This is a genomic window from Advenella sp. (assembly GCF_052108595.1).
Taxonomy (GTDB): domain Bacteria; phylum Pseudomonadota; class Gammaproteobacteria; order Burkholderiales; family Burkholderiaceae_B; genus Advenella.
The window spans coordinates 1-24,986 of sequence record NZ_JBQEAU010000019.1 but is presented as its reverse complement, the minus strand read 5'-3'; the positions used below and the strand labels follow the sequence as shown (position 1 = coordinate 24,986).

Genomic DNA, 24,986 nt, shown 5'->3' with positions numbered 1-24,986 from the left:
CTCTCCCTTGTACGTGCTCTGCCCAAAAGTGTAACACTTCGCCGCTGCACTTTCTTGCGCTTGTTTAAAAAACGGCTTCCTTCTTTCATCGAAGCCTGCGCTTGACGCATCGGCAATAACGTCTCCAGGCCATGAGTAGGACCCGGCGGGATGAATCTGAATCCGCTTGCCTGGCTGGATACGAATCGGCCAGACGCAGCCACCGCCGCGACAGATTGCAAATGCAGAGCAGAGGTGTCGCCCTGTGCTTGCGCTACAAATAGGGCGACGCCAGCCAGATCAGTTTATTTCGGAGCGTCGCCAGCAAGCCCTGCTTGCGCAAGGACTCAAAGGTCACTCGCTCGCCATGCGCAATTTCATTATCGATGGCCTCGTTGATCCACCCTGCCAGGCGCCGGTCGTACACCTCGATATCGATCTCGAAATTAAGTCGCAGGCTGCGTGAATCCCAATTGGACGAGCCGATCAGCGACCAGCTGTCGTCCACGGCCATTAACTTGGAGTGATCGAAATTGCCGGACCCTTTCCACACCCGGCAACCGGTCTCGATGATCTGATCGATCTGGGCCATCATGGCGTACTGAATCAGACGCAGATTATTCCTGCCGGGGATCACAATATCCACTTGTACACCGCGTCTGGCTGCAGTGGTCAGGGCCCCGATCAGGACCTGGTCTGGCAGAAAATACGGCGACTGGATCCGGATATGCTGTTGCGCAACGGCGCAGGCGGCCAGCAAAACCTTGTGCGTGCTTTCGATTTCACGATCCGGGCCGGAAGGGACGCAGCGCGCGGCCATATCGGCGGGCATGAACGCCGGTTCGGCCGCGACCCAGTCACCCAGTTTCAGTTGCTCACCGGTAGAAAATAGCCAGTCGTGACAAAAAACGACCAGCAACTGGGCCACAATCGGACCTCGCATCTGAAAATGAATATCGCGTGCCGTATTGTCATGGGCAATTTCCGTCAGAAACTCTTCACGGATATTCATCCCGCCGGCAAACCCCTGCGCGCCGTCCACAACCAGAATTTTACGGTGGCAGCGCATGTTGGCGTATGGCATGCGCCAGGTGACGGCGTTGGTTTCGAAAAGCTCCACCATTACGCCTTGCTCTCTTAGCCGATGCACAATGGTTGGATGGGAATAGCGCACCCCGATAGAGTCGATCAGCACCCGGACGCGAACACCGCGCAGGAACGCGGCGATCAGGCTGTCGGCAAAACGATGCCCGACAATATCATTATCGAAAATATAAGTTTGCAGCAATACCGAGTCGACCGAGGCATCAATGGCGGCAAGCATGGCCGGATAGGTCTGGTCTCCACCGTTGAGCGGGACGATTTCATTGCCACCGCACAGGGTGAAACGGGTCACCGTGTCGCTGGCTTTTTTCAGTGACAGACACTGGGCGGCGGCGTGGCGTGTCAGATCACTGACTGTGACACTGGTATGATCAGCGCCCTCCTTGAGCAGCCTGTCCCGGTGGGATTTGATCCGGGTTTGCCGAATGCGATTGATACCCACGACAAAATACAGAACCGGCCCCAGAAATGGAGAAAACAGCACAACACCAACCCAGGCAATAGCAGCGCGAACATCGCGCTTGGTCAGCGCGATATGGATCGCTGCCGCAACGCTCAACACCACACTTGCTGCGAAAATCAGATGGGTTTGATATTCAACCAGAAATTTCCACAGAGAAGCCATCACAAAGACACCCGCTTACCTTCATAACCACTAAAAAGACAACATAATAGTGTGTTGCGCCAGTTTTTTCTTGTGCGCTGAATATATACTTGCTATACTCTTACGCTTACTCAGATGGTGACTGTAGCTCAGTTGGTAGAGTCCCGGATTGTGATTCCGGTTGTCGTGGGTTCGAGCCCCATCAGTCACCCCAAGTTTTCTAATAAAAACAGAAGCTTATCACAGCCCCCATGTAACTGCACTAGTTACATCGGAACAAAACAATCAATCAATTCTGATCCAAGGCTCGCGTAACAGACCACGCGTCTGGTTCCTCCCACCTCATCGTATCTTCTCTAACTGGCTCTGCCCCATAAAAGGGGATGGCTATTTACAAAACACGATTTAAGCGCAGCACCTCACCGCATGCTGCAGCCCGTTAACAAACGTTGGTCATTCCCACACCCGCAACACCCGGTCCATAAGCAACACTACTTGTCGCGCGGGCGACGATTCAATTTCCACACCGAAACTGCCGCGGCAATAAAAAAAGACACCAACAAGCCGGCGAAGGCAGCCACCACAAAATTGCCAAGCAATATCCAGAATATAACGGTCAGCAGCAACCCGATCGACAGCGGCCTGGCCGCCACGGCAGACACTATATTTCCCAGTTTTGACAATACACCTTTCACTTTTCTTTCCTGATTCTTGCGCTTTGTTGCGCACACGACTAACATGATTCTAGGATATACCCTAATGCGGGTTATTTTTGTTTCGCTGTAGCTGAAAATGCCTTAACTTTACGTTAACGTCAATTAAAGAATTTGCCTTCCGATTTTCGTGTCCTGTGACTCCGCTGCAACTCCGGGTTCACATCGGCAGGCAATCATGATGAGTTGCAGCAAAGAATCGGCTGCCATTCATCAGGACGATATAGCATCGCCCCGAAAGGCGGTGAACATTCCAGACCGTTGTTCATACCGTTCACAAGACGACTATGACAATGTCAGGGAATCATGCGCTTATATGCATATGGACCATATCGGAGACAAAAGTATGAATGCCCCACTACCTAAAGTGGCACAGGATGCCCTGAAGAATACCACCATTGACGACAAATATAGCCTGGAAAGAGGCCGCGTCTATATGAGTGGCACCCAGGCGCTGGTGCGCCTGCCCATGCTGCAGAAAGACCGGGACCGGCGCGCCGGGCTGGATACCGGCGGATTCATTTCCGGGTACCGTGGCTCGCCCCTGGGAAATCTGGACTTGAGTCTGTGGAAGGCAAAAAAATACCTCGCCGAACATGAGATCTCGTTCCAGCCCGGCGTCAACGAAGAGCTTGGCGCCACCGCGGTTTGGGGTTCACAGCAGGTCAATCTGTTTCCCGGCGCAACCAAACAGGGTGTATTTGCCATGTGGTATGGCAAAGGACCGGGCCTGGACCGCTCTATGGATGTATTCAAACACGCCAACTCGGCCGGCTCCAGCCAGTTTGGTGGCGTGTTGCTGCTGGCAGGCGATGACCATGCCGCCAAATCATCCACGGTGGCCTATCAGTCCGAGCATAACCTGCAATCGGCCGGCATCCCCGTTCTATACCCCAGTAATGTGCAGGAATATCTGGACTTTGGCGTACACGGCTGGGCCATGAGCCGGTATTCGGGCCTGTGGGTTGCCATGAAATGCGTTACCGACGTGATCGAATCGAGCTCGTCGGTCGAACTGGATCCGGACCGCGTCCAGACCATTACGCCGCCGGACTTTGACATGCCCGAGGGTGGTTTGTCCATTCGCTGGCCCGATCCACCGCTGGACCAGGAAGCCCGGCTGAACAATTACAAATTCTACGCAGCGCTGGCCTATGTGCGCGCCAATAAGCTGGACAAGATCATTTTTGATTCGCCCAAGGCCCGGTTCGGCATCATGACTGCCGGCAAGGCCTATCTGGACGTGCGACAGGCGTTGACCGATCTGGGCCTGGACGAAGCGACCTGTACGGACATTGGCATTCGGCTGTACAAAGTGGGCTGCGTCTGGCCGCTTGAAGCGCAAGGTGCCCGACACTTTGCCGAAGGCCTAGATGAGATCCTGGTGGTCGAAGAAAAACGCCAGATCATGGAATACGCCCTGAAGGAAGAACTGTATAACTGGCGCGACGACGTCCGTCCCGATGTCTACGGTAAATTTGATGCGCGCGACGATGGCGGCGGCGAATGGTCAGTACCCCGCGGCAACTGGTTGCTGCCGGCCAATTACGAACTATCGCCTGCCATTATCGCCAAGGCCATTGCCAAGCGCCTGGAAAAGCACGCGCTTCCCGACGAGGTGCGCGCCCGCATTCAGGCCCGCATTGCAATTATCCATGCCAAGGAACAGGATGCCAAACGGCCGGTCGTCGTGCAGGAGCGCAAGCCCTGGTTCTGTTCCGGCTGCCCTCACAATACGTCGACTCGCGTGCCTGAAGGCTCGCGTGCAGTGGCCGGTATTGGCTGTCACTATATGACCATCTGGATGGATCGCAACACCGATACCTTTACCCAGATGGGCGGAGAAGGCGTCCCCTGGATCGGACAGAAGGACTTTACGACCACCAAGCATATTTTTGCCAATCTGGGTGACGGTACTTATTTCCATTCAGGCATTCTGGCGATCCGCGCCTCAATCGCAGCCAAAGTCAACATCACCTACAAAATTCTATACAACGATGCAGTTGCCATGACAGGCGGGCAACCTGTGGATGGCACGCTAACGGTGCCACAAATCAATGCCCAACTGCATGCAGAAGGCGCTGTCCGCATCGTGATTGTCAGCGACGAGCCTGAAAAATACAAAGGGGTCAGCCTGATTGGCAACCCCGACGTATTCCATCGCGATTCGCTGGATGATGTACAACTGGAACTGCGCGATACCGAAGGCACGACAATCCTGATCTACGATCAGACCTGCGCGACCGAAAAACGCCGACGTCGCAAACGCAATGCCTACCCCGATCCCGACCGGCGCGTCTTCATCAACGAAGCGGTGTGCGAGGGTTGCGGCGACTGCGGCGTCAAATCGAACTGCCTTTCCGTGGAGCCGGTGGACACGCCGATGGGCAGCAAACGCCGCATCAACCAGTCCTCCTGCAACAAGGACTACTCCTGCCTTAACGGCTTTTGCCCCAGCTTTGTGACCGCTGAGGGCGCCAAAGTGCGCAAGCCCCAGACCGCCACGCTATCATTTGAAAAAATAGAAGCGGACATTCCAGCGCCTTCGACGCCCTTGATCGAACGCTCGTACAACATTCTGGTGCCTGGCGTAGGCGGCACCGGGGTGGTCACCATCGGCGCCCTGCTTGGCATGGCGGCACACCTGGAAGAAAAAGGCGTCAACGTACTGGACATTACCGGACTAGCGCAGAAAGGCGGCGCCGTCGTGAGCCATGTACAGATCGGCAACCGGCCGGCAGACCTGCATTCGACCCGCATAGGCATGGGCGAAGCCGATCTGATTATCGGTTGCGACGCCATTGTGGCAGCGTCCCGCGAGATTACATCCAAAACCCGCAAGGGCATAACGGTAGCGGCTATCAACAGCGCCAAGGTGCCGACCGCAGAAATTTTCCAGAACCCGAAATGGCAGTTCCCTTCTGCCATTACCGAGCACGATATGCTGGATCTGCTAGGCCGGGAAAAATGTGATTTTCTGGATGCCAATGGCTATGCGGTTGCGCTGCTGGGCGATGCCATTTTCGCCAACCCGCTGATGATGGGCTACGCATGGCAAAAAGGATGGATTCCCCTTCACCACGAAAGCCTGGAACGCGCCATCGAACTCAATGGCGTTGCCGTTGACAAGAACCTGGCCGCCTTCGAATGGGGTCGCTATCTGGCGCATCATGGCCTGCAGTCTGTACCGCTTGGCAACAGCAAGCGCACGACGCGCCACGAGAACCTGATCAGCATGCCGGAAAGCACCGACGCGCTGATCAAGCGCCTTGAGCAACATCTGACGAAATACCAGAACGAGCGGTACGCACGACGCTTTACGCAGGCGGTCGCGCGCATCCGCGAGACCGAAAAAGAACGTGGCTTCAGCGGCCATATCCTGACCGAGGCGGTGGCCCGCAACCTGGCCAAGCTAATGAGCTACAAGGATGAATACGAGGTGGCTCGCCTATACACGGACCCCGCCTATTTTGACAAACTGCGTGAGCAGTTCGAAGGCGAGCCGGGTCGCGACTATGCACTGCATGTTCATCTGGCGCCGCCCGCATTCAGCAAAAAAGATAAAAAAGGGCATCTGATCAAGAAGAAATATGGCCCGTGGGTGATGAAGACCTTCGCTATTCTGGCGCACCTCAAACCCCTGCGCGGCACCGCGCTTGATCCCTTTGGCCGCACCGAAGAGCGACGCGCCGAGCGCGCCCTGATCGAAGAGTATTTCGCCTTACTGGATGAAATCGATCAGAGCCTGAATGACGCCAACTACGATACGGCCGTGGAGCTGGCCCGCCTGCCCGACGATATCCGTGGCTATGGTCATATCAAAGAGGCCAATATGCAAAAAGCTGCGGCGCGGCGAGCGCAATTGCTTGAAGCCTATCGTCGTACTGCATTAAGCAAGGCAGCATGATGGTATTGGCAGCGGCGCCTCATTGCGCCGCTGCCAATCGCCGTCGTCGGTCGCATCCGGCCAGTCGATGCCACATAGGGTCCCGTCGCCTGCGTTTACAAGACGCTGACACGGTTATGCATCCAGCCAGCGAAGCGGGCATTGTTCTCATCCTGGGCCGACCAGATAGACACCAGCGCCGCTTGCCTGCGCATTGATTCGAAACTTTGGTGCACACTGCTTTATCATCAGAAGTTACAAACCCGGCATGGTTCCTCACTATAATAGGCGGTTTGACAACCCATTTCGGAGCCATTATGAAAACCAAGCCCGTTCTCGTCCAGGAAGACGTACAGAAAATCATCGATGCAGCGGCCGCGCACGCCAGCAAAAACAACTGGGCCGTGACCATCGCCGTGACTGACGATGGCGGCCATCTGCTGGCCCTGAAACGCCTTGATGGCGCTGCGCCGGTTTCCGCCCATATTGCGCCGGCCAAAGCCCATGCAGCAGCGCTGGGCCGCCGCGAAACCAAAGGCTACGAAGAAATGATCAACAATGGTCGCTACGCATTTCTGTCGGCACCAGCCATTTCAGGCATGCTCGAAGGTGGCGTGCCTGTTGTGGTTGATGGCCAGACCATTGGCGCTGTCGGCGTATCAGGTGTCCAGGCCAGCCAGGACGCTGAAACAGCCATAGCCGGTATCACCGCAATTACAGGCTGATCCACCAGCCCATCGCACCGCCCGGGGTTGCCGTGATCCACACGGCGCCTGCCTGGCGGGCCTCATGGCTGAGTACTTCCGAGAATGGTCGCCCTGCCCCGGAATGTAGCAGGCAACAAGGAAAAGCGCACCAATTGCATCCAATATACTTATATTTTCATCAAAATGCGCCAAAATAAATCAGGGCAATCACCTAGATAGTGCATTTTTCGCTGCACTGCACACAATATAGCGGTATTATATTTACCCCTCGCATAACAATCATTGTGCATCCCGCCGTTTTCACCCTGCAGCCCTACGCGTTGGGTACGCCCGGCGTGCATACGTTTGCCTGTAACCCTTAATCTGATCATTACATTCAATTCATATGACATATATTGATACGACGCTGGCCCGACTGGCCAAATCCAGCCCATCGCAATCGGAGTTCTATCAGGCTGTCCTGGAAGTACTCGAATCACTTTCTCCGCTGTTCGAAAAAGAAAAGCACTATCTGGGTCAGAACATCATAGAACGTATCGTTGAGCCTGAGCGTCAGATCATGTTTCGGGTTACCTGGGTAGATGACAAAGGTAAAATTAACGTCAACAAGGGCTACAGGGTCGAGTTCAACTCCGCCATCGGTCCATACAAGGGCGGCTTGCGTTTTCACCCCAGCGTCTCGTCCAGCATTATTAAATTTCTTGGCTTTGAGCAGACGTTCAAGAACTCGCTCACCGGCCTGGCTATCGGCGGCGGCAAAGGCGGCAGTGATTTCGATCCCAAAGGCAAGTCAGACAATGAAATCATGAGTTTCTGCCAGGCCTTTATGTCAGAACTCTACCGACACATCGGCCCTACCATCGACGTGCCGGCCGGCGACATTGGTGTCGGCGGCCGCGAAATAGGCTACCTTTTCGGCCAATACAAACGCCTGACTGGACGCTACGAGGGTGTGCTTACCGGCAAACGCATTCCATGGGGTGGTTCGCTGGTGCGCACCGAAGCGACCGGCTATGGCGCGGTCTACTTTGCCCAGAATATGCTGCAAAACAAAGGCGACCATCTGGATGGCAAAATCTGCGCCGTATCGGGCGCCGGCAACGTGGCCATCTACACGATCGAAAAACTGTATCAACTGGGTGCAACGCCAGTGACCTGCAGCGATTCGCGCGGCATGATATACCACAAATCCGGTATTAATCTGGAAACGCTCAAGCAGCTCAAGGAAAAGCAGCAGGCGCCTCTGCAGAACTATCTGCAAGCGCATCCCGATGCCGTTTACAAGGCTGCAGCCGACTATGCGCCTGGCCGCAACGAGGTATGGTCCGTTCCCTGCGATCTGGCCTTCCCCAGCGCAACACAAAACGAACTGAACCAGGCCGACGCATTGGCCTTGCTCGCCAACGGCTGCAAACTGGTGGCAGAAGGCGCCAATATGCCTTCCACGCCTGAAGCCGTCGAGGAATTTCTCAAGGCCCGCATCCATTACGCGCCTGGCAAAGCAGCCAACGCCGGTGGCGTTGCCACCAGTCAACTCGAAATGGCGCAGAACGCCGCCATGATTCAGTGGAGTTTTGACGAAGTTGACCTGCGCCTGAAAAACATCATGAAGAATATTTTCACCAACGCATGGGAAACGGCAGACGAATTCAACCAGCCAGGCAACCTGGTGCTTGGCGCCAATATCGCCGGCTTTCGCAAGGTCGCTGATGCCATGATCGATCAGGGCGCGGTCTGATCTACGATTGCCGCCAACCGATTGTCGCGCTCGCTGCAATCGATTGGCCTGAGACACAATAAAAAAACTCCTGGTCATTTCTGATCAGGAGTTTTTTTTGCACGGCCTTTACGTTTACCAGTGATACATCAACTGCCAACACCGCAACGGCCTGCGGTACCAGAGTATTGCTTCTGACGAAACAATACTCTTTGCCGGTATGGCTTACTCAGCAGGTTTTTCAGACGGCTCGCCGCCTTCTGCCGGCGCATTTTCCTGCGCACCTTCCAGCCCGCCCAATGCCTTGGCTGACAAACGCAAACGACCGCGATCATCAGCTTCAATAACCTTGACCTTGACCTTCTGTCCTACTGTCAGCACATCATTGATGTTGGCAATACGGTAGTTGGCGATTTCAGAAATATGCAACAGGCCATCACGACCAGGCAGAATCTGCACGATACCGCCAAAGTCCAGCAGACGCTGTACGGTACCCTCGTAGACCTGACCCACTTCAACCACGGCAGTCAGTTCAGCGATACGACGCTCGGCTTCCTTGGCTTTGTCCAGGTCGGCGCTGGAGATAGTGACCACGCCTTCGTCGCTGATATCGATATGGCAACCGGTTTCTTCTGTCAGCGCACGAATCGTGGCGCCACCCTTGCCAATCACATCACGGATTTTTTCCGGATTGATTTTCATGGACAACATGCGCGGCGCAAAGGTAGATAGTTCTTCACGCGAACCGGTCAGCGCCTCGGTCATTTTACCCAGAATATGCATGCGGCCTTCGCGGGCCTGAGCCAGTGCGACCTGCATAATTTCCTTGGTAATGCCCTGGATCTTGATATCCATCTGTAGCGCAGTGATACCATTTTTAGTGCCGGCCACTTTGAAATCCATATCGCCCAGGTGATCCTCGTCGCCCAGAATATCGGTCAGCACAGCAAACTTGCCACCGTCCTTGATCAGGCCCATGGCCACACCGGCCACGTGATCCTTGACAGGTACGCCCGCATCCATCATGGCCAGTGAGCCGCCGCAAACGGAAGCCATGGATGAAGAACCGTTAGATTCTGTAATTTCAGATACGACGCGAATGGTGTACTGGAAATCTTCGTGGGCAGGCAGCGTTGAAATCAGTGCGCGCTTGGCGAGGCGGCCATGGCCGATTTCACGGCGTTTCGGTACGCCGAAACGACCGGTCTCGCCGGTTGCATACGGAGGCATATTGTAGTGAAGCATGAAACGGTCGCGATGTTCGCCCATCACCGAGTCAATAATCTGCTCATCCTGCTTGGTGCCCAGCGTAGCGATAACCAGCGCCTGAGTTTCACCACGGGTGAACAGTGCGCTGCCATGGGTACGAGGCAACACGCCCAGACGGATAGAGATAGGACGTACCGTACGGGTGTCACGACCGTCAATGCGAGGCTCGCCAGCCAGGATCTGGCCACGCACGATTTTGGATTCCAGATCGAACAGAATATCGTCGACCGCAACCCCATCAGGTGCATCCTGACCAGCCTGCGCTGCCTGCTCAGCCAGCGTTTGCTTAACTCCGGCAATCACTTCACGCAGTTTGGCCGTCCGTTCCTGTTTCTGACGGATTTCGTAGGCGCTTTTCAAGCCCGATTCGGCAGCGGCGGTCACCGCAGCGATCAGCGCTTCGTTTTTGACTTCTGGCTGCCAGTCCCACTCGGGTTTACCGGCTTCGGCCACCAGGTCATGAATGGCATTGATTGCAACCTGCATTTGCTCATGGCCAAACACCACGCCACCCAGCATCACTTCTTCGGACAACTGTTTGGCTTCGGACTCAACCATCAGCACGGCATTTTCGGTACCGGCAACAACCAGGTTCATTTCTGAATCCACCAACTGGTCCTGTGTCGGATTCAGCAAATACTGACCATTGGTATAGCCCACGCGCGCAGCGCCGATAGGGCCGTCAAACGGAATGCCGGACACGGCCAGCGCAGCTGAACTACCGATCAGTGCCGCAATATCGGGATCAACCTGCGGATCGACCGACAGCACGTGAATAATGACCTGTACTTCATTATAGAAACCTTCAGGAAACAGCGGACGCAAAGGGCGATCGATGAGGCGGGACGTCAGTGTTTCTTTTTCGGAAGGCTTGCCTTCGCGTTTGAAAAAACCACCGGGAATACGGCCGGCAGAGTAGGTTTTCTCTACATAATCAACGGTAAGCGGGAAAAAATCCTGTCCAGGCTTGGCATTTTTTGCTGCAACGACGGTGGCCAGCACAACGGTATCACCCATTGAAACCACAACGGCGCCTGAAGACTGGCGGGCGATTTCGCCGGTTTCCAGCACAACAGTCTGATCGCCATACTGAAACGACTTGGTCACTTTGTTAAACATTTTTCAATCCTTACAATAAAGCCAGAGAGATCTGTCCGTTTTCAGCCGCACACCACGATTCTGTGTACGCGTCCAAACCCCGTTCCGGCACAATAAAAAAAACCGTGCCAGGCGCCAGCCTGGCGCTCTGCACGGTTTTGTGTTGGGCGCAAACCCAATATCACTTACGCAGACCGAGTTTTTCGATGAGTGAGCGGTAAGCGTCAGGGTTACGACCTTTCAGGTAGTCGAGCAGTTTACGGCGACGGCTAACCATGCGCAACAAACCACGACGTGAGTGGTGGTCTTTCATGTGTTCTTTGAAATGACCGGTTAATTCGTTGATACGAGCGGTTAGCAATGCAACCTGCACTTCGGGAGAACCTGTATCGCCCTGAGCGCGACCGTATTGAGTAACAATTTCAGATTTTTTGATATCAGCAACTGACATATCGAATAAGCCTCATTAACTGGCGGTAAAACCGAGGCGTTTTACCGTGAAGTATTAAAAATAAAATATCGGATAATTTCCCGACCGAACCACCATAAGCATAAAACAGAAATAGCCTGATGGATATATCTGCCGACACCGGCGTTTGTGATTGCATTGGCCTTCCAAGCAAGCCTGGTCACTACCGTGTCAGGACTTTGCGAGAAGCAAAGCAAACGATCGGCAACAGCCCCAGCGATCCGACAGCTAAAAAACAACTGTCATATTAACCATTGGTTTTGATGCACGATTGATTGCGCCGCGCTGAGCATCTGTTCCCGGAAATACGGCATACACTTTTGCCCGGATAGACGACTGCGTACCCCACCATACTCGCTCTGATCTGTCCTGTTGCGGATTTACACGCTACAATGAACACGTCAGATGCCATGCAGGGCTGCATTTTTGGCTTTCAGTCAAGACCGACAATTATATATGATTCAGCCCGAAAACACACGCAAACCTTAGCCATACAGGTTCAAATATGCCTAATTTCCGTTGTTTTTCCCAATTTCCGGGCTTTTTTTCCAACACTGGCCTGCACCGCCGGCGCAAAAGTCCGTTTTTTTCGCAGGCGGCTGCGCCGCGCAAACTGCTGCGCACCGTGAGTCTGATTGGCCTTTGCGTGACGTTGGGTGCTTGCGCCAGTTACCGGGACGTACCGCCCAATTCGCCAAAATCCGTCGTCCTGGAGACCATGGGGTCGCCCAATTTCACCTGCCCCACCGCCGATGGCGGCACCCGGGCCATCTGGACCCAGCAGCCCAACGGTCAATATGCTTACGGTACGCGTTTCAATAGCGCGGGCATCGCCGATCGGATGGAATCCATCCTGACCGATGAGAATTTTCGCAAGCTGGACAAGGGGGTATGGACACCACAGGACGTCACCTGCGAGTTCGGCCCACCCTCTAAGGTGACCCGCGTGGGGCTGGGCGAGAAAAATGAAGTGGTCTGGGAATATCGTTACAAGCAGGCCAATGCCTGGAACTCACTGATGTATGTCTATCTGGGCCGTGACGGCCAGCAGGTAACACACCACCATCCCGGCCCAGATCCCGCCTATGACCATGAGTTTGAAATCATGGGCTTTTAAGAACGTGCCGGATTCCGGCACGTTCCTGGTCAGTCTTTTTTGAACCAGTCTTTGGGTTTGTCCTGGTCCGGTGACTCCGCAATATGCGGTTCATTGCGCGTCGGCGATTGCGACCGACCAGCTTGATCCGCCTGATCCGCCTTATGCACCGTCGCAGCGTCCTCTGGCTTTGCGCCTGCAGCCTCTGCCTCCCTGCTCTCGCGGCGGCTATCGTGTAACTGCTGCGCCCGACGCCAGCGCCAATACCACACGGTCCAACCCGACAACCCATACACAATAAACAACAGGAAAAGCACAATGGGAGGATCGGACGATACAAAAGCAAAAATAAGCACCAGCACCAGCATGATGTTTTGCGGCGACAGCTTTTTCTCCAGCGCCAGAGACTTGCCGCTGAAAAACGGCGCATTTGAAATCATGCAGATACCGGCGTATACCGTCAGCACAAAGGCCAGCCAGGCCAGCGATTCATAGTCTGGGATACGATTATCGACCGACAGCCAGACAAAACCGGCCACCAGCGCCGCCGCGGCGGGACTGGGCAACCCCTGAAAGAACCGGCTATCGACCACACCGATATTGGTATTGAAACGAGCCAGACGCAACGCCGCACCAGCCACGTATATAAAGGCAGCGATCCAGCCCCAGCGTCCCAGTGCCTGCAACTGGTATTCATACATGACCAGCGCCGGTGCAATACCAAAAGACACCATATCGGACATGGAATCATATTGCTCGCCGAAAGCTGACTGGGTATTGGTCAGCCGCGCCACGCGACCGTCCATGGCGTCCAGCACCATCGCGACAAAAATGGCGATGGCTGCCACCTCGAAACGCCCGTTCATGGCTTGCACCACGGCATAAAAGCCGGCGAACAAATTGGCCGTCGTAAATGCGTTGGGCAGCAAATAAATAGCGCTGCGCGGACGTGGCAGATTTTCGTTCATAACGTATCGCTTTGATTGACCGATGAAGCCGGTTCGGGCAGGTCAGCCAGTGCAGTAGAAGTGGCCGACACCTTGTCGCCAATGGCTACCCGCGGGCGGGAAGCTGGTGGCAGATAGACGTCGACACGTGAACCGAAACGAATGAATCCATAACGCTCTCCGGCCTGCCGGCTATCGCCCGGCTTGACATAGCACAGAATGCGGCGGGCCACCAGACCGGCAACCTGCACAACAGTCACCTGCTCGCCGGAATCGAGCGCGATATGAACCGCGTTTCTTTCGTTCTCGACCGACGCCTTGTCCAGCGCGGCATTAACGAAAGAACCAGGGTAATACTGAACCTGGGTTACCCGCCCGCTAACCGGGAAGCGGTTGGAGTGAACATTGAATACATTCATGAACACGCTGATCTTCAGGGCCTGTTGCTTGGTATATGGGTCGGTGGTTTTGTCTACCGACACAATCCGGCCGTCAGCCGGTGACAGCACCACGCGTTCGCCGTCAGGCGCCTGGCGTTGCGGGTCACGAAAAAACTGAATCACAAAAATGGCCAGCAGCCAGAAGATCAGCCCTGCAGCAATGGACCACCACGACACCAACAGCGCCAGAATGAGGGAGCCGGCGATAAAGGGCCAGCCCTCTCGGGCCAGAACAGGATGCGGGTAGGAGGGTTTATACATGCAATTGGAAACCGGCTGATTAAAACGTCATTTTAGTCGCAAACACCTGCAGCGGAGAATGGGGATACACCAAAAGTGTAATTTTTGTATTGCACCCTGCATTTTCCTGGCGATCGGTGCAATGATGCCCGCTGTGCCAGACCCGCCCGAATCAGCGAAGTACAACACGCTGCTGGCCCACACTTTGCCCTCAAGGCAGCGCAGCATTTGCCAGGCGATCGTCGCAGGCACCCTTTGCCTGCATTGTTTCCACATGCCAGCTCCCTGAATCTCAAGGCACCCTCTCCAGCTATTGGTATGCGTTGTCACAGTTGCCGAGTGGCTGTGGCTGTGGCTGTGGCTGTGGCTGTGGCTGCAGGCTATGGCTACGGTTGTGGTTATGGCAGCAACTACCGTTGCGAGCCTCCTGCCAACGCGCTGCCCCCGGGCATATGCGGGGGAAATGCAAATGTGATTATGTCATTCATCGTGGCAGCGACGGTTTCGCATCAGCAATACATTTTTCCCGCGCGCGCCATACTGGCGCCACCAGCAAACCGCACCGGTTTTGCACATCGGCAAAATCGCTTTGGTGCGTAGTAATGCCACCATAATGCAATGTGTATCTATATGTATATTTTGTTTTAAAGTACATTAAAATCCATTAAAAATAGAATTGCAGTTTTAGTCCAAAAGACAGTTTGTCAAAAATTAGGGTAAAACCTGAACCCTAAGCATGAGCATTTCGTTCATACTAGCAACACCGTTATAAAGGAGTTTTCCATGAAGTTATCAAGTCTCGTGCTTGCTGCACTTATTTCTTCAATTGGTTTGTCCGCCCACGCCGAAGGCCGTCTGGACAAAATCAAAAGTACAAAAACAATTTCTCTGGGTCATCGTGACTCCTCTATACCCTTTTCCTATCTGGACGGTGGAAAGCCAATTGGATACTCCAAGGAAATTTGCGACGGCATCGTCAAAGCGCTGGAAAAACAGTTGGGCACAGAACTCACTATCAAACAGGTTCCCGTGACCTCGGCCAGCCGAATTCCCCTGATCATGAATGGTACGATCGACCTGGCTTGCGGCTCGGCAACCAACAATGCTGAACGCCAGAAACAGGTCAGCTTTGCGCCGACCACATTTGTGACCGCTACCCGCTTCGTCTCGGCCAAGGCTGACAATATTAAGGATGTCGCCGGCTTCAAAGGCCAGACGGTGACCTCCACGGCCGGCACCAGCAACATCAAATGGCTCGCCGCTACCAATGCCAAGGAAAACCTGGGCATGAATATTATTCCTTCGAAAGACCATGCGGGCGCCTTCCTGACAGTTCAGGCCGGTCGTGCCAAAGCGTTCTTCATGGATGACGTGCTGCTGGCCAGCCTGGTTGCCAACTCTGAAGATCCTGACAAATGGGTCGTCAGCGACACAGCGCTCACCACCGAGCCTTACGCGATGATTCAACCCAAAGACGATCCCGAGTTCAAGAAAGCGGTGGATGACGCAGTGATCGCCATGATCAAGAGCGGCGAACTCGAAAAGCTCTACAAAAAATGGTTTGAAAATCCCATTCCTCCGAAAAACATCAATATGAATCTGCCTATGTCGGAAGCCCTCAAGAAAGCGCTTGCCAATCCTACAGATTCACCAGACCCGGCTACATACCAATAAACCGGCCTCTGTCCGACGGCACAAAACCCGCTTTCGCTGTGTTTTGTGCCGTTTTTTGTTTTCTATAAATTGCGTTTCAAATTATGTCAATCTCCACAATATTTTGTGACCCGGCCAATATCGATAACGCGTCCCTGTTCTGTCAGATATCCCCCAGCGGGAATACCTATATGGAGGCATTCGTCTCCGCTGTCGGTTGGACACTGCAGCTGTCTGCTATCGCGTGGGTGCTCGCATTTGTCATGGGCGTCGCGGTGGGTATCGGGCTGACCAGCCAGAATCGGCTGGTGTCCAGAATCTGCTCTGGCTATGTCGAGCTGTTCAGAAATATCCCCCTGCTGGTGCAACTGTTCCTCTGGTACTACGTGATCCCCCAGGTGCTGCCAGAACAAATAGGCAAGGCAATCATCAGCATGCAGTACCCCTATTCGGTCTTCTGGCCGGCGGTTTTGTGTCTGGGGCTGTTTACCTCATCGCGGATTGCCATCCAGCTGTCCTCGGGCATTCGCTCGCTGCCGCGCGGACAATCCATGGCGGCGACGGCGCTTGGCCTGACACGCTTTCAGATGTACAAGTATGTGCTGTTGCCCATGGCAATGCGCATCATTACCCCGCCACTGACCTCTGAAATGCTCAACCTGCTGAAAAACTCTTCGGTTGCCTACACCATCGGCTTGCTGGAGATTACCGGCGCAGCCGCCTCCATGCAGGAATCCACATTCCAAACTTTCCCTTCATACCTGGCGGCAACCGCCCTGTATGTCATCATCAACTTATTGATTCTGGTAATCATGTCGGCCGTTGAACGTTTCTTCAGTGTTCCTGGCTTTATTTCAGGAAAAGGGTAGGAGCACATGATGAATTTTCAAGATTTACTTCTCTCCGCCTCATCGGTCAGCATTGCCGCCTTTGACTGGGGCGTTATCCAGCAGGCCGCGCCCGCACTGCTAATGCAAGGCCTGGTTTTTACGCTCAAGCTGACGCTTTATTCCACGGTTCTGGCATTGATCTGGGGCACTGTACTGGCAATGATGCGCCTGTCGTCCATCAATATTTTCCGTTGGTTCGCCGGCTCCTACGTCAACATCATGCGTTCGCTGCCGCTGATCCTGATCCTGTTCTGGTTCTTCTTCCTGGTGCCGTATATTCTGGGTTGGGTCGACTTCATGTGGGCCACCTATATAGAAGGCAACGAGTCGGCCAGGATGGTATCGCGGCCACTGAACGGGTTTACCTGCGCATTGATTACCTTCACGCTGTTTGAAGCCGCCTACTTCTGCGAAATTATGCGTGCCGGTATCCAGTCGATCGCCCGCGGGCAGGTGGGCGCAGGCTATGCGCTGGGACTGCGTTACTTTCAGGTAATGCGACTGATCGTGCTGCCACAGGCTTTCCGCAATATGCTGCCTGTGATTTTCACGCAAATGATTGTTCTTTTCCAGGATACGTCTCTGGTGACCGTGTTGTCACTAAATGACCTGCTGGGTATGGCACGCATCAACGCCGATATTACCGGTCGCCCAGTTGAGCTGTACATATTCGCAGCGGCTATCTATTTTGTCATCTCTTTAGTTTGCTCTCGTCTGGTCAAAGTGATCGATCGGCGTTTGACGATTATTCGATAAGGTATTTCTCCATGGCTATGATTGAATTTAAAAACGTTAGTAAATGGTATGGAAAATTCCAGGTTCTGACCGATTGCACAACCGAAATCAGCAAAGGTGAAGTTGTGGTGGTTTGCGGTCCGTCGGGCTCAGGCAAATCCACACTGATCAAAACCGCCAACGGTCTGGAGCCCTTCCAGAAGGGCGAGATTTTCTTCAACGGCGTCTCGGTGGGCGGCCCGAAAACGGACCTGCCTAAACTGCGCTCCAAAATCGGCATGGTGTTTCAGCACTTCGAGCTGTTCCCGCACCTTTCCGTCATGGAAAACCTGGCGTTGGCTCAGATCAAGGTTCTGGATCGCTCCAAGGGCGAGGCCATGGAACGCGGCCGCAAGCTGCTGGACCGCGTGGGACTCATTGAACACAAGGACAAGTTCCCGGGCCAGCTGTCTGGCGGCCAGCAACAGCGCGTGGCCATTGCCCGGGCGCTGGCCATGGATCCCATGGCCATGCTGTTTGATGAACCCACATCGGCGCTTGACCCTGAAATGGTCAACGAGGTGCTCGATGTAATGGTCGATCTGGCCAAGGAAGGCATGACCATGATGGTAGTGACCCACGAAATGGGTTTTGCCCGCAAAGTGGCTGACCGCGTCGTCTTCATGGACGAAGGCCAGATTGTTGAAGATTGCGCCAAGGAAGAATTCTTCGGCAACCAGGAAGCACGCTCCGAGCGGGCCAAGCATTTCCTCTCGAAGATCCTGGGGCATTAAACCGCTGGTTTTTCCCATAAAAAAAGGCTGGGCAACATAGATTGCCCAGCCTTTTTAATTTACTGCTATATACGTTTACCGCTGCATGCGTTCAGCAGTGCCGACGTTCTCGCCCCGCCACGCTAACGCACTGGCCGAACATGCTTTACACGCGTTCGATGATGACAGCAGCACCCTGGCCGACACCAATACACATGGTGCACAAGGCATACTTGCCGCCGGTACGCTGCAATTGATACATGGCGGTCGTCACCAGACGCGCACCGGACGCACCCAGGGGGTGACCCAGGGCAATCGCGCCACCGTTCGGGTTCACATGCGCTGCATCGTCAGGCAGGCCCAAATCACGCGTCACGGCCAGCGCCTGTGCAGCAAAAGCCTCGTTCAGTTCTACCACATCCATCTGTTCGATCGTCAGGCCGGTTTTTTCCAGCACTTTGCGCACAGCCGGGATGGGACCCACGCCCATGATGCGTGGTGCCACACCGGCCACGGCCATCCCTACTACGCGTGCCTTGGGCTTGAGGCCATATTTCTTGACCGCCTCTTCTGAGGCCAGCAGCACCGCGCAGGAACCATCATTCACTCCTGATGCATTGCCCGCCGTCACGCTGCCATCAGGGCGCACAACGCCCTTGAGCCTGGCAAGCGCTTCCGGCGTCGTCGCACGCGGGTGCTCGTCCGTATCAACTACCACGGGATCGCCCTTGCGCTGAGGAACGCTCACGGGAATAATCTCCTCCTTGAATACGCCATCGGCAATGGACTTTGCAGCGCGCTGCTGGCTGCGTAATGCAAATGCATCCTGATCGGCACGAGAGATCTTGAAGTCGTCCGCGACGTTTTCAGCAGTCTCCGGCATGGAATCCACGCCAAACGCCGCTTTCATTTTCGGGTTGATAAAGCGCCAGCCGATCGTGGTATCTTCGATTTTGGCAGCCCGGGAATAGGCGGATTCGGCCTTGCCCATGACAAACGGCGCACGTGACATGCTTTCTACGCCGCCGGCGATCATCAGATCGACTTCGCCCGATTTGATGGCGCGCGCAGCCGTACCCACGGCATCCAGACTGGATGCGCAAAGGCGATTCAATGTCGCGCCCGGAACCTGTACGTCAATTCCCGCCAGCAACAGCGCCATGCGGGCAACGTTACGATTGTCTTCGCCGGCCTGGTTGGCGCAGCCATAGATTACATCGTCCAGTTTGCTCCAGTCTACGTTCGGATTACGTTCCATCAATGCCTTGATCGGCAGTGCAGCCAGGTCATCGGTGCGCACGGTGGACAGACCGCCACCATAGCGACCAATCGGCGTACGGACAGCATCACAAATATAAGCGTTATTCATACATTTCCTCTGTGTTATTTCATTCTGATATTAATAGCTATCGGATACTCAGGCGAAAATCAGTTTCGCGCCAGTGAGCGACTGCAGTTCTTCATCTGTGATATCGACGAGTTTTTCCACCACTGCCATACCCGCCGGCGTGACTTCCAGAACGGCGATATCGGTGTAGACACGACTGACCACGCCCAAACCTGTGACTGGGAGCGTGCACTTTTCCAGAATCTTGGGCGATCCGTCTTTGGCATTGTGTTCCATCAGGATGTACACCTTGCGGGCGCCCACAGCCAGATCCATGGCCCCGCCTACTGCCGGTGGTTCGCCGGGGCGGCCCAGCGACCAGTTGGCCAGATCGCCGTCTGCAGATACCTGCATCCCGCCCATGATGCACAAGTCCAGATGTCCGCCGCGCATAATGGCAAACGAGTCCACGTGGTGAAAGAATGCGCCGCCGGTCAGCAATGTGACCGGTTTTTTTCCGGCATTGATCAGCTCACCGTCAATGTCATCGCCTGTCGCGGCAGGGCCCATACCCAAAATGCCATTTTCACTGTGCAGCAGAATTTCGTCTTCTGGCTTGAGGTAGTTGGCGACCAGCTCGGGCATGCCGATACCGATATTGACATAACTGCCGGGGGCGATATCTTTGGCCAGGCGTTCGGCCATTTGGTTTCTGTTCAATTTATTCATCATATGACCTGCTTAACTGGAGATGGCCGGATTGGCTACTTCGACAATCCGATTCACGAAAATGCCGGGGGTGATAATCGTTTCCGGATCAAGCTGGCCCAGTTCGACTTTCTGCTTCACCTGAACGATGGTGGTTTTTGCCGCCATGCACATGACCGGCCCGAAGTTGCGGGCAGCCTTGCGATAGATCAGATTTCCCCAGCGGTCGCCCTTCTCTGCCAGCACCAGTGCAAAATCGCCGTGTATCGGCGTCTCGAACACATAGTCAACACCGTCGATATTGCGCGTTTCCTTGCCCTTGGCCAGGTCGGTGCCATAGCTGGTTCTCGTATAGAATCCGCCGATCCCGGCGCCGGCAGCGTGCAGTCGTTCTGCGATCGTGCCCTGCGGAACACACTCGAGCTCAATTTTTCCGTCTTTGTACATCTCGTTAAAGACGTGCGAATGCGAAGCCTTGGGAAATGAGCAGATCATTTTACGTACGCGACCTGCCTTGATCAGCGCCGCCAGCCCCGTGTCATGATTGCCCGCATTGTTGTTGACGACGGTCAGCTCTTTTGCGCCCTGATCGATCAGGGCATGGATCAGTTCCGTCGGGTGGCCCGCGCCACCAAACCCGCCGATAAGCACAGTGGCGCCATCAAAGACATCGGCAACCGCAACCTGTATATCGTCTATAAATTTGTTGATCATCTGTTATACCTGTATTCTCTTTTGTCTGAATCTGTATTTATGCCATTACTGGTGCAAGTCATTATTTCATATTTCGCTTGTGTTATTTACCCGAGCGCGCGCCACAAGACTTTTCCTGAGGACGTTTTGGGCAGCGCGTCGGTAAAGGCGACAATCCGTGGCGCCTTGTACGCGGCCATTTTCTGGCGGCACCACTCCAGGATGTCCTGTTCCGTGACCCTGCCGCGGCTACCGTCGCGCAATACAACCCAAGCCTTGACGGTCTCGCCGCGTTTTTCGTCAGTCACGCCAACAACGCAGGCTTCAAGAATCGCGGGATGCGCATACATCATGGATTCCACTTCGGCTGGCCAGACTTTGAAACCCGAGGCATTGATCATGCGCTTGAGCCGATCCACCATAAAGTAGTATCCGTCCTCATCCATGCGCCCCAGATCTCCGGTGCGCAAAAAACGCTTGTTGTCAATACTGATGAATGCGTCGGCCGATGCCTGTTCATTGTTCCAGTAGCCCTGCATGACCTGAGGCCCATGCACGACGATTTCGCCAACCTCACCCTGCGGCAGCTCCTGCAAGGTGACCGGATCAATAATACGGGAATCCACATCAAAAATCGGAATCCCCAGACATTGCCTTTTGGGATACCGCTCCGGGTTTATGTGCGTTGGCGCCATGACTTCGGACATCCCGTAACCTTCGATGTAGGTCAGGCCAAACTCGCGCTGCAGTTTTTCTGCAACCGCTTCGGGCATGGCCGCCCCACCCCCGCTGATCCGGGCAATACTGGACAGATCATAGGCAGACAGGTCGGGCATGGCCAGCAGATCAACCACCATGGCAGCGATCAGCGCCAGCCGGCCAACGCGATGGCGCTCGATGCATTGGGCCGCCACCACACGATCCCAGCGCGTCATAATAACGATGGTCGCGCCCAGATAAATGGCACTGTTCATGACCCCTTCCATGCCGGTAACATGAAAAAACGGCAACACGCCCAGAAAAACTGCGTCCTGATTCCCTCCGTCATACCATACCGCTGCGGACACCGTGTTATACATGGTGGAGCGGTGGGTATGAACGCAGCCTTTGGGATGGCCGGTGGTGCCTGACGTATACGGCATGACAGCCATATCTGCCGGCACGGCCGATGAGGGCAACGGGCCCCGGCCGCCGGCCAGTGCGTCGCGCCAAAGCACTACGCCATTACCGGCCAGGGCCTGCGCAGGCTCGGCAACAACATCCGGTACGTTCTGATCCGATCCTGCCGGGGGCAGATAATCATGATACGCCGCCACCAGCTTGCTGGCCGGCGCCGCAGCGCCAAGTAAAGCAACCTGCTCATGCAGTTCCTGACCATAGATGATCACAGTGGCGCCGGTATCACGAATGTAATGTTGCAGCTCGTCGGCCCGGTTCATCGGATTGACTGGCACCACCACCGCATCGGCCCGCAAAATCGCATAGTAGGCAAGCACGAATTGCGGACTGTTTTGCATATACAGCAACACCCGGTCACCCTTGCGCACGCCACAATCATGCTGCAGAAACCCGGCAAGGGCCTGCACCTGCGCCAGCACCTGCCCATAACTGTAGCTGGCGCCGTAATACACCAGACAAGGCTTGTGCGGATAGCGCAGAGCTGATATCTCCAGATTGGCATGCAGCGCCGTTTCCGGTACGCTTAGCGACCGACTGCGCCCACGCGGCCAGACGGCGGAATAATCGGGGCGGTTCATGCCACTTCGAACAGCCCTGCCGCGCCCTGGCCACCACCGATGCACATAGTGACCACCACGTATTTAACCCCCCTGCGCTTGCCCTCGATCAAGGCGTGGCCGACCATGCGGGCGCCAGACACGCCATACGGATGGCCGACAGCAATCGCCCCCCCGTTGACATTGAGCCGATCATCGGGAATACCTAGTTTGTCACGGCAATACAACACCTGGCAGGCGAAGGCTTCATTCAATTCCCACAAGCCGATATCATCGACCTTCAAGCCGGCGCGCTCGAGCAAACGTGGCACCGCAAAAACCGGACCAATGCCCATTTCATCGGGCTCACAACCTGCTACGGCAAACCCGCGGAAAATGCCCATTGGGCTCAGACCGCGCTGACGCGCCACTTCAGCATCCATCAGCACGCAGGCCGATGATCCGTCTGAAAACTGGCTGGCATTTCCCGCCGAGATAACGCCTTTGGGGAACACCGGGCGGATTTTGGACACGCCTTCAAGCGTGGTATCGGGACGGATCCCTTCATCTGCAGCAATGGTTACTTCACGGCGGGCAATGCCGCCGGTTGCCTTGTCAAAGACGCTCATGACAGTTGTCATGGGCACAATTTCATCATTGAACAGCCCTTCTGCCTGTGCCCGGGCGGCACGCTGCTGGCTGCGGGCGCCATATTCGTCCTGTGCCTCGCGCGAAATGCCATAGCGCTTGGCCACGGTTTCCGCTGTCTGCAACATACTCCAGTACAGCTCGGGTTTGTGCTGACGCAACCATGGGTCCTGGCGCATGAGGGTGTTAGCCTCATTTTGCACGCAGGAAATACTTTCAACGCCGCCGGCCACCAGCACCGGAACCTGGTCGACAATAATGCGCTGCGCCGCCATGGCAATGGCCTGCAGCCCCGACGAGCAGAAGCGGTTGACGGTTACCCCGCCTGCGCTGACCGGCAGGCCGGCCCGCAAGGCAATGGCCCGTGCGATATTGCCGCCGGTTGTGCCTTCAGGCAAGGCCGAACCGATGATCACATCTTCCACTTCAGTTGGATCAATACCGGCGCGCGCGACTGCGTGCGATACTGAATGCGCACCCAGCGTTGCGCCATAGGTCATATTGAATGCACCCTTCCAGGACTTTGCCAGTCCGGTACGGGCGGTTGAAACAATTACAGCTTCTCTCATGTCTCTTCTCCAGGTCGGTCGCATGACATTGGGCTGTGCAGCGCCAAGATCAAGGCCAACCAAAGCAAACTTCAATTGTATCGGAACAGAAAATACATAATCCTACTGGCACTGGCAGACACGAAACGTCCAGTTTCCTGGCATAACCCGCTATCGCCTGCCGCCTGCCCGTAGATGTAATACGGTTGGCAGGCGATACCCTGCCTGCCAATGCACGTTCTACTTCAGCGCTTCACCACTTTGCGCATGTTTTTCCAGCAAGGCCGCCGCTTGCCATGCCCCGGGCCGGGCCGAACCAGCGCCAAATTGCCCCAGTGCCCGCACGACATTGAACAGGCCGGCCTGTTGCGCATAGTGCATAGGTCCGCCGCGATGTAACGGGAAGCCATAACCATTCAGGTAAACAATGTCGATATCCGAGGCGCGCAGGGCAATGCCTTCTTCAAGAATCTTCGCCCCTTCATTGGCCAGCGCGTAAACGCAACGCTCCACAATTTCCTGGTCGCTGATTTTGCGCGGCGCAACGCCCTTTTCCTGACGGAAGGTTTCGATCAGTTTTTCGACCTCTGGGTCAACCTGCGGCTTGCGATCGCCCGCAACATAACGATACCAGCCCGCCCCTGTTTTCTGGCCAAAACGTCCGGCCTCGCACAGGCGGTCGGCTACAACCTCTTCATAGGCTTTCGGATCGACCTCCTTCTTGCGCTTGCGGATCGCCCAGCCAATGTCCAGTCCGGCCAGGTCACCCACGCGATACGGGCCCATTGCAAAACCGAAATTTTCCAGCGCGCGGTCGATCTGCGAGGGTGCGGCACCCTGCAGCATCACTTCATCTGCCGCATCGCGGTAGGCATACAGCATGCGGTTGCCGATAAACCCATCGCACACGCCCGAGACCACCGGTTTCTTGCCGATTTTCTTGCCCATGTCAATACATGTAGCCAGCACATCTTTGGCCGTTTTTTCACCGCGCACGATTTCCAGCAGTTTCATAACATTGGCCGGGCTGAAAAAATGCAGCCCGATC

At 55.1% G+C, this 24,986-nt stretch carries 19 protein-coding genes, 1 tRNA gene and 1 pseudogene; 9 read left to right on the top strand and 12 right to left on the bottom strand.

Annotation, left to right across the window (positions count from 1 at the left end):
• Positions 1-253: 253 nt before the first annotated feature.
• Positions 254-1,708 (bottom strand): cardiolipin synthase, encoded by a 1,455-nt coding sequence (cls, locus tag ACTIKR_RS05345; protein ID WP_442327298.1) that lies wholly within the window; start codon positions 1,706-1,708, stop codon positions 254-256.
• A 117-nt stretch (positions 1,709-1,825) separates the two neighbouring features.
• On the opposite strand from cls, the gene ACTIKR_RS05340 reads away from it, so the two are divergent.
• A tRNA-His gene (locus ACTIKR_RS05340) sits at positions 1,826-1,901 on the top strand.
• Between the two features lie 277 nt (positions 1,902-2,178).
• On the opposite strand, the gene ACTIKR_RS05335 is transcribed toward ACTIKR_RS05340, so the two are convergent.
• Positions 2,179-2,382, bottom strand: a complete 204-nt coding sequence (locus tag ACTIKR_RS05335) for a hypothetical protein (protein WP_442327289.1) — start codon at positions 2,380-2,382, stop codon at positions 2,179-2,181.
• 364 nt (positions 2,383-2,746) lie between these two features.
• Between ACTIKR_RS05335 and ACTIKR_RS05330 the strand changes: the two genes are divergently transcribed.
• From ACTIKR_RS05330 to gdhA, 3 genes are all read left to right on the top strand, one after another.
• Positions 2,747-6,307 carry an indolepyruvate ferredoxin oxidoreductase family protein gene (locus ACTIKR_RS05330; RefSeq protein WP_442327288.1) on the top strand — a complete coding sequence of 1,187 codons (3,561 nt, stop codon included), beginning with the start codon at positions 2,747-2,749 and terminating at the stop codon, positions 6,305-6,307.
• Positions 6,308-6,603: 296 nt separating this feature from the next.
• Positions 6,604-7,011, top strand: coding sequence for a heme-binding protein (locus ACTIKR_RS05325; protein WP_193087441.1), 408 nt, complete (start codon positions 6,604-6,606; stop codon positions 7,009-7,011).
• A 367-nt stretch (positions 7,012-7,378) separates the two neighbouring features.
• Complete coding sequence (gene gdhA, locus ACTIKR_RS05320; protein WP_442327287.1) at positions 7,379-8,731, top strand: NADP-specific glutamate dehydrogenase; 1,353 nt, start codon at positions 7,379-7,381, stop codon at positions 8,729-8,731.
• Between the two features lie 204 nt (positions 8,732-8,935).
• Here gdhA and pnp read toward each other — a convergent pair whose 3' ends face one another.
• A complete protein-coding gene (pnp, locus tag ACTIKR_RS05315; protein ID WP_193087439.1) occupies positions 8,936-11,098 on the bottom strand; it encodes a polyribonucleotide nucleotidyltransferase in 2,163 nt (720 codons plus the stop codon).
• Between the two features lie 160 nt (positions 11,099-11,258).
• A complete protein-coding gene (gene rpsO, locus ACTIKR_RS05310) occupies positions 11,259-11,528 on the bottom strand; it encodes a 30S ribosomal protein S15 (protein ID WP_193087438.1) in 270 nt (89 codons plus the stop codon).
• Positions 11,529-12,051: 523 nt separating this feature from the next.
• On the opposite strand from rpsO, the gene ACTIKR_RS05305 reads away from it, so the two are divergent.
• Positions 12,052-12,663: a hypothetical protein gene (locus ACTIKR_RS05305; RefSeq protein WP_442327286.1), complete on the top strand. Its 612-nt coding sequence runs from the start codon at positions 12,052-12,054 to the stop codon at positions 12,661-12,663.
• A 185-nt stretch (positions 12,664-12,848) separates the two neighbouring features.
• Here ACTIKR_RS05305 and pssA read toward each other — a convergent pair.
• Positions 12,849-13,610: pseudogene (gene pssA, locus ACTIKR_RS05300) on the bottom strand (CDP-diacylglycerol--serine O-phosphatidyltransferase); the annotation flags it as partial.
• Positions 13,607-14,290 (bottom strand): phosphatidylserine decarboxylase, encoded by a 684-nt coding sequence (locus ACTIKR_RS05295; protein ID WP_193087436.1) that lies wholly within the window; start codon positions 14,288-14,290, stop codon positions 13,607-13,609. The gene ACTIKR_RS05295 and the pseudogene pssA, both read right to left, overlap by 4 nt.
• A gap of 762 nt (positions 14,291-15,052) precedes the next feature.
• Between ACTIKR_RS05295 and ACTIKR_RS05290 the strand changes: the two genes are divergently transcribed.
• The 4 genes from ACTIKR_RS05290 to ACTIKR_RS05275 all read left to right on the top strand — a co-directional run bounded on the left by ACTIKR_RS05290 (position 15,053) and on the right by ACTIKR_RS05275 (position 18,320).
• Complete coding sequence (locus ACTIKR_RS05290; RefSeq protein WP_442327285.1) at positions 15,053-15,943, top strand: amino acid ABC transporter substrate-binding protein; 891 nt, start codon at positions 15,053-15,055, stop codon at positions 15,941-15,943.
• An 83-nt stretch (positions 15,944-16,026) separates the two neighbouring features.
• Positions 16,027-16,791, top strand: a complete 765-nt coding sequence (locus tag ACTIKR_RS05285) for an amino acid ABC transporter permease (protein WP_193087434.1) — start codon at positions 16,027-16,029, stop codon at positions 16,789-16,791.
• Positions 16,792-16,800: 9 nt separating this feature from the next.
• Positions 16,801-17,568, top strand: coding sequence for an amino acid ABC transporter permease (locus ACTIKR_RS05280; RefSeq protein WP_226816478.1), 768 nt, complete (start codon positions 16,801-16,803; stop codon positions 17,566-17,568).
• A gap of 17 nt (positions 17,569-17,585) precedes the next feature.
• Positions 17,586-18,320, top strand: a complete 735-nt coding sequence (locus ACTIKR_RS05275; RefSeq protein ID WP_193087563.1) for an amino acid ABC transporter ATP-binding protein — start codon at positions 17,586-17,588, stop codon at positions 18,318-18,320.
• Positions 18,321-18,465: 145 nt separating this feature from the next.
• On the opposite strand, the gene pcaF is transcribed toward ACTIKR_RS05275, so the two are convergent.
• The 6 genes from pcaF to ACTIKR_RS05245 all read right to left on the bottom strand — a co-directional run.
• Positions 18,466-19,668, bottom strand: a complete 1,203-nt coding sequence (gene pcaF / locus ACTIKR_RS05270) for a 3-oxoadipyl-CoA thiolase (RefSeq protein ID WP_193087433.1) — start codon at positions 19,666-19,668, stop codon at positions 18,466-18,468.
• Between the two features lie 48 nt (positions 19,669-19,716).
• Positions 19,717-20,355, bottom strand: coding sequence for a 3-oxoacid CoA-transferase subunit B (locus ACTIKR_RS05265; protein WP_193087562.1), 639 nt, complete (start codon positions 20,353-20,355; stop codon positions 19,717-19,719).
• A 12-nt stretch (positions 20,356-20,367) separates the two neighbouring features.
• Positions 20,368-21,048 carry a 3-oxoacid CoA-transferase subunit A gene (locus ACTIKR_RS05260; protein ID WP_193087432.1) on the bottom strand — a complete coding sequence of 227 codons (681 nt, stop codon included), beginning with the start codon at positions 21,046-21,048 and terminating at the stop codon, positions 20,368-20,370.
• Positions 21,049-21,134: 86 nt separating this feature from the next.
• Positions 21,135-22,784, bottom strand: coding sequence for a long-chain fatty acid--CoA ligase (locus ACTIKR_RS05255; RefSeq protein ID WP_442327284.1), 1,650 nt, complete (start codon positions 22,782-22,784; stop codon positions 21,135-21,137).
• Positions 22,781-23,959 carry an acetyl-CoA C-acyltransferase gene (locus tag ACTIKR_RS05250; protein WP_442327283.1) on the bottom strand — a complete coding sequence of 393 codons (1,179 nt, stop codon included), beginning with the start codon at positions 23,957-23,959 and terminating at the stop codon, positions 22,781-22,783. The genes ACTIKR_RS05255 and ACTIKR_RS05250 overlap by 4 nt, the downstream gene beginning before the upstream one ends.
• Positions 23,960-24,178: 219 nt before the next feature.
• Positions 24,179-24,986: 3-hydroxyacyl-CoA dehydrogenase family protein (locus ACTIKR_RS05245; protein WP_442327282.1), on the bottom strand; the 808-nt coding region annotated here is incomplete at its 5' end.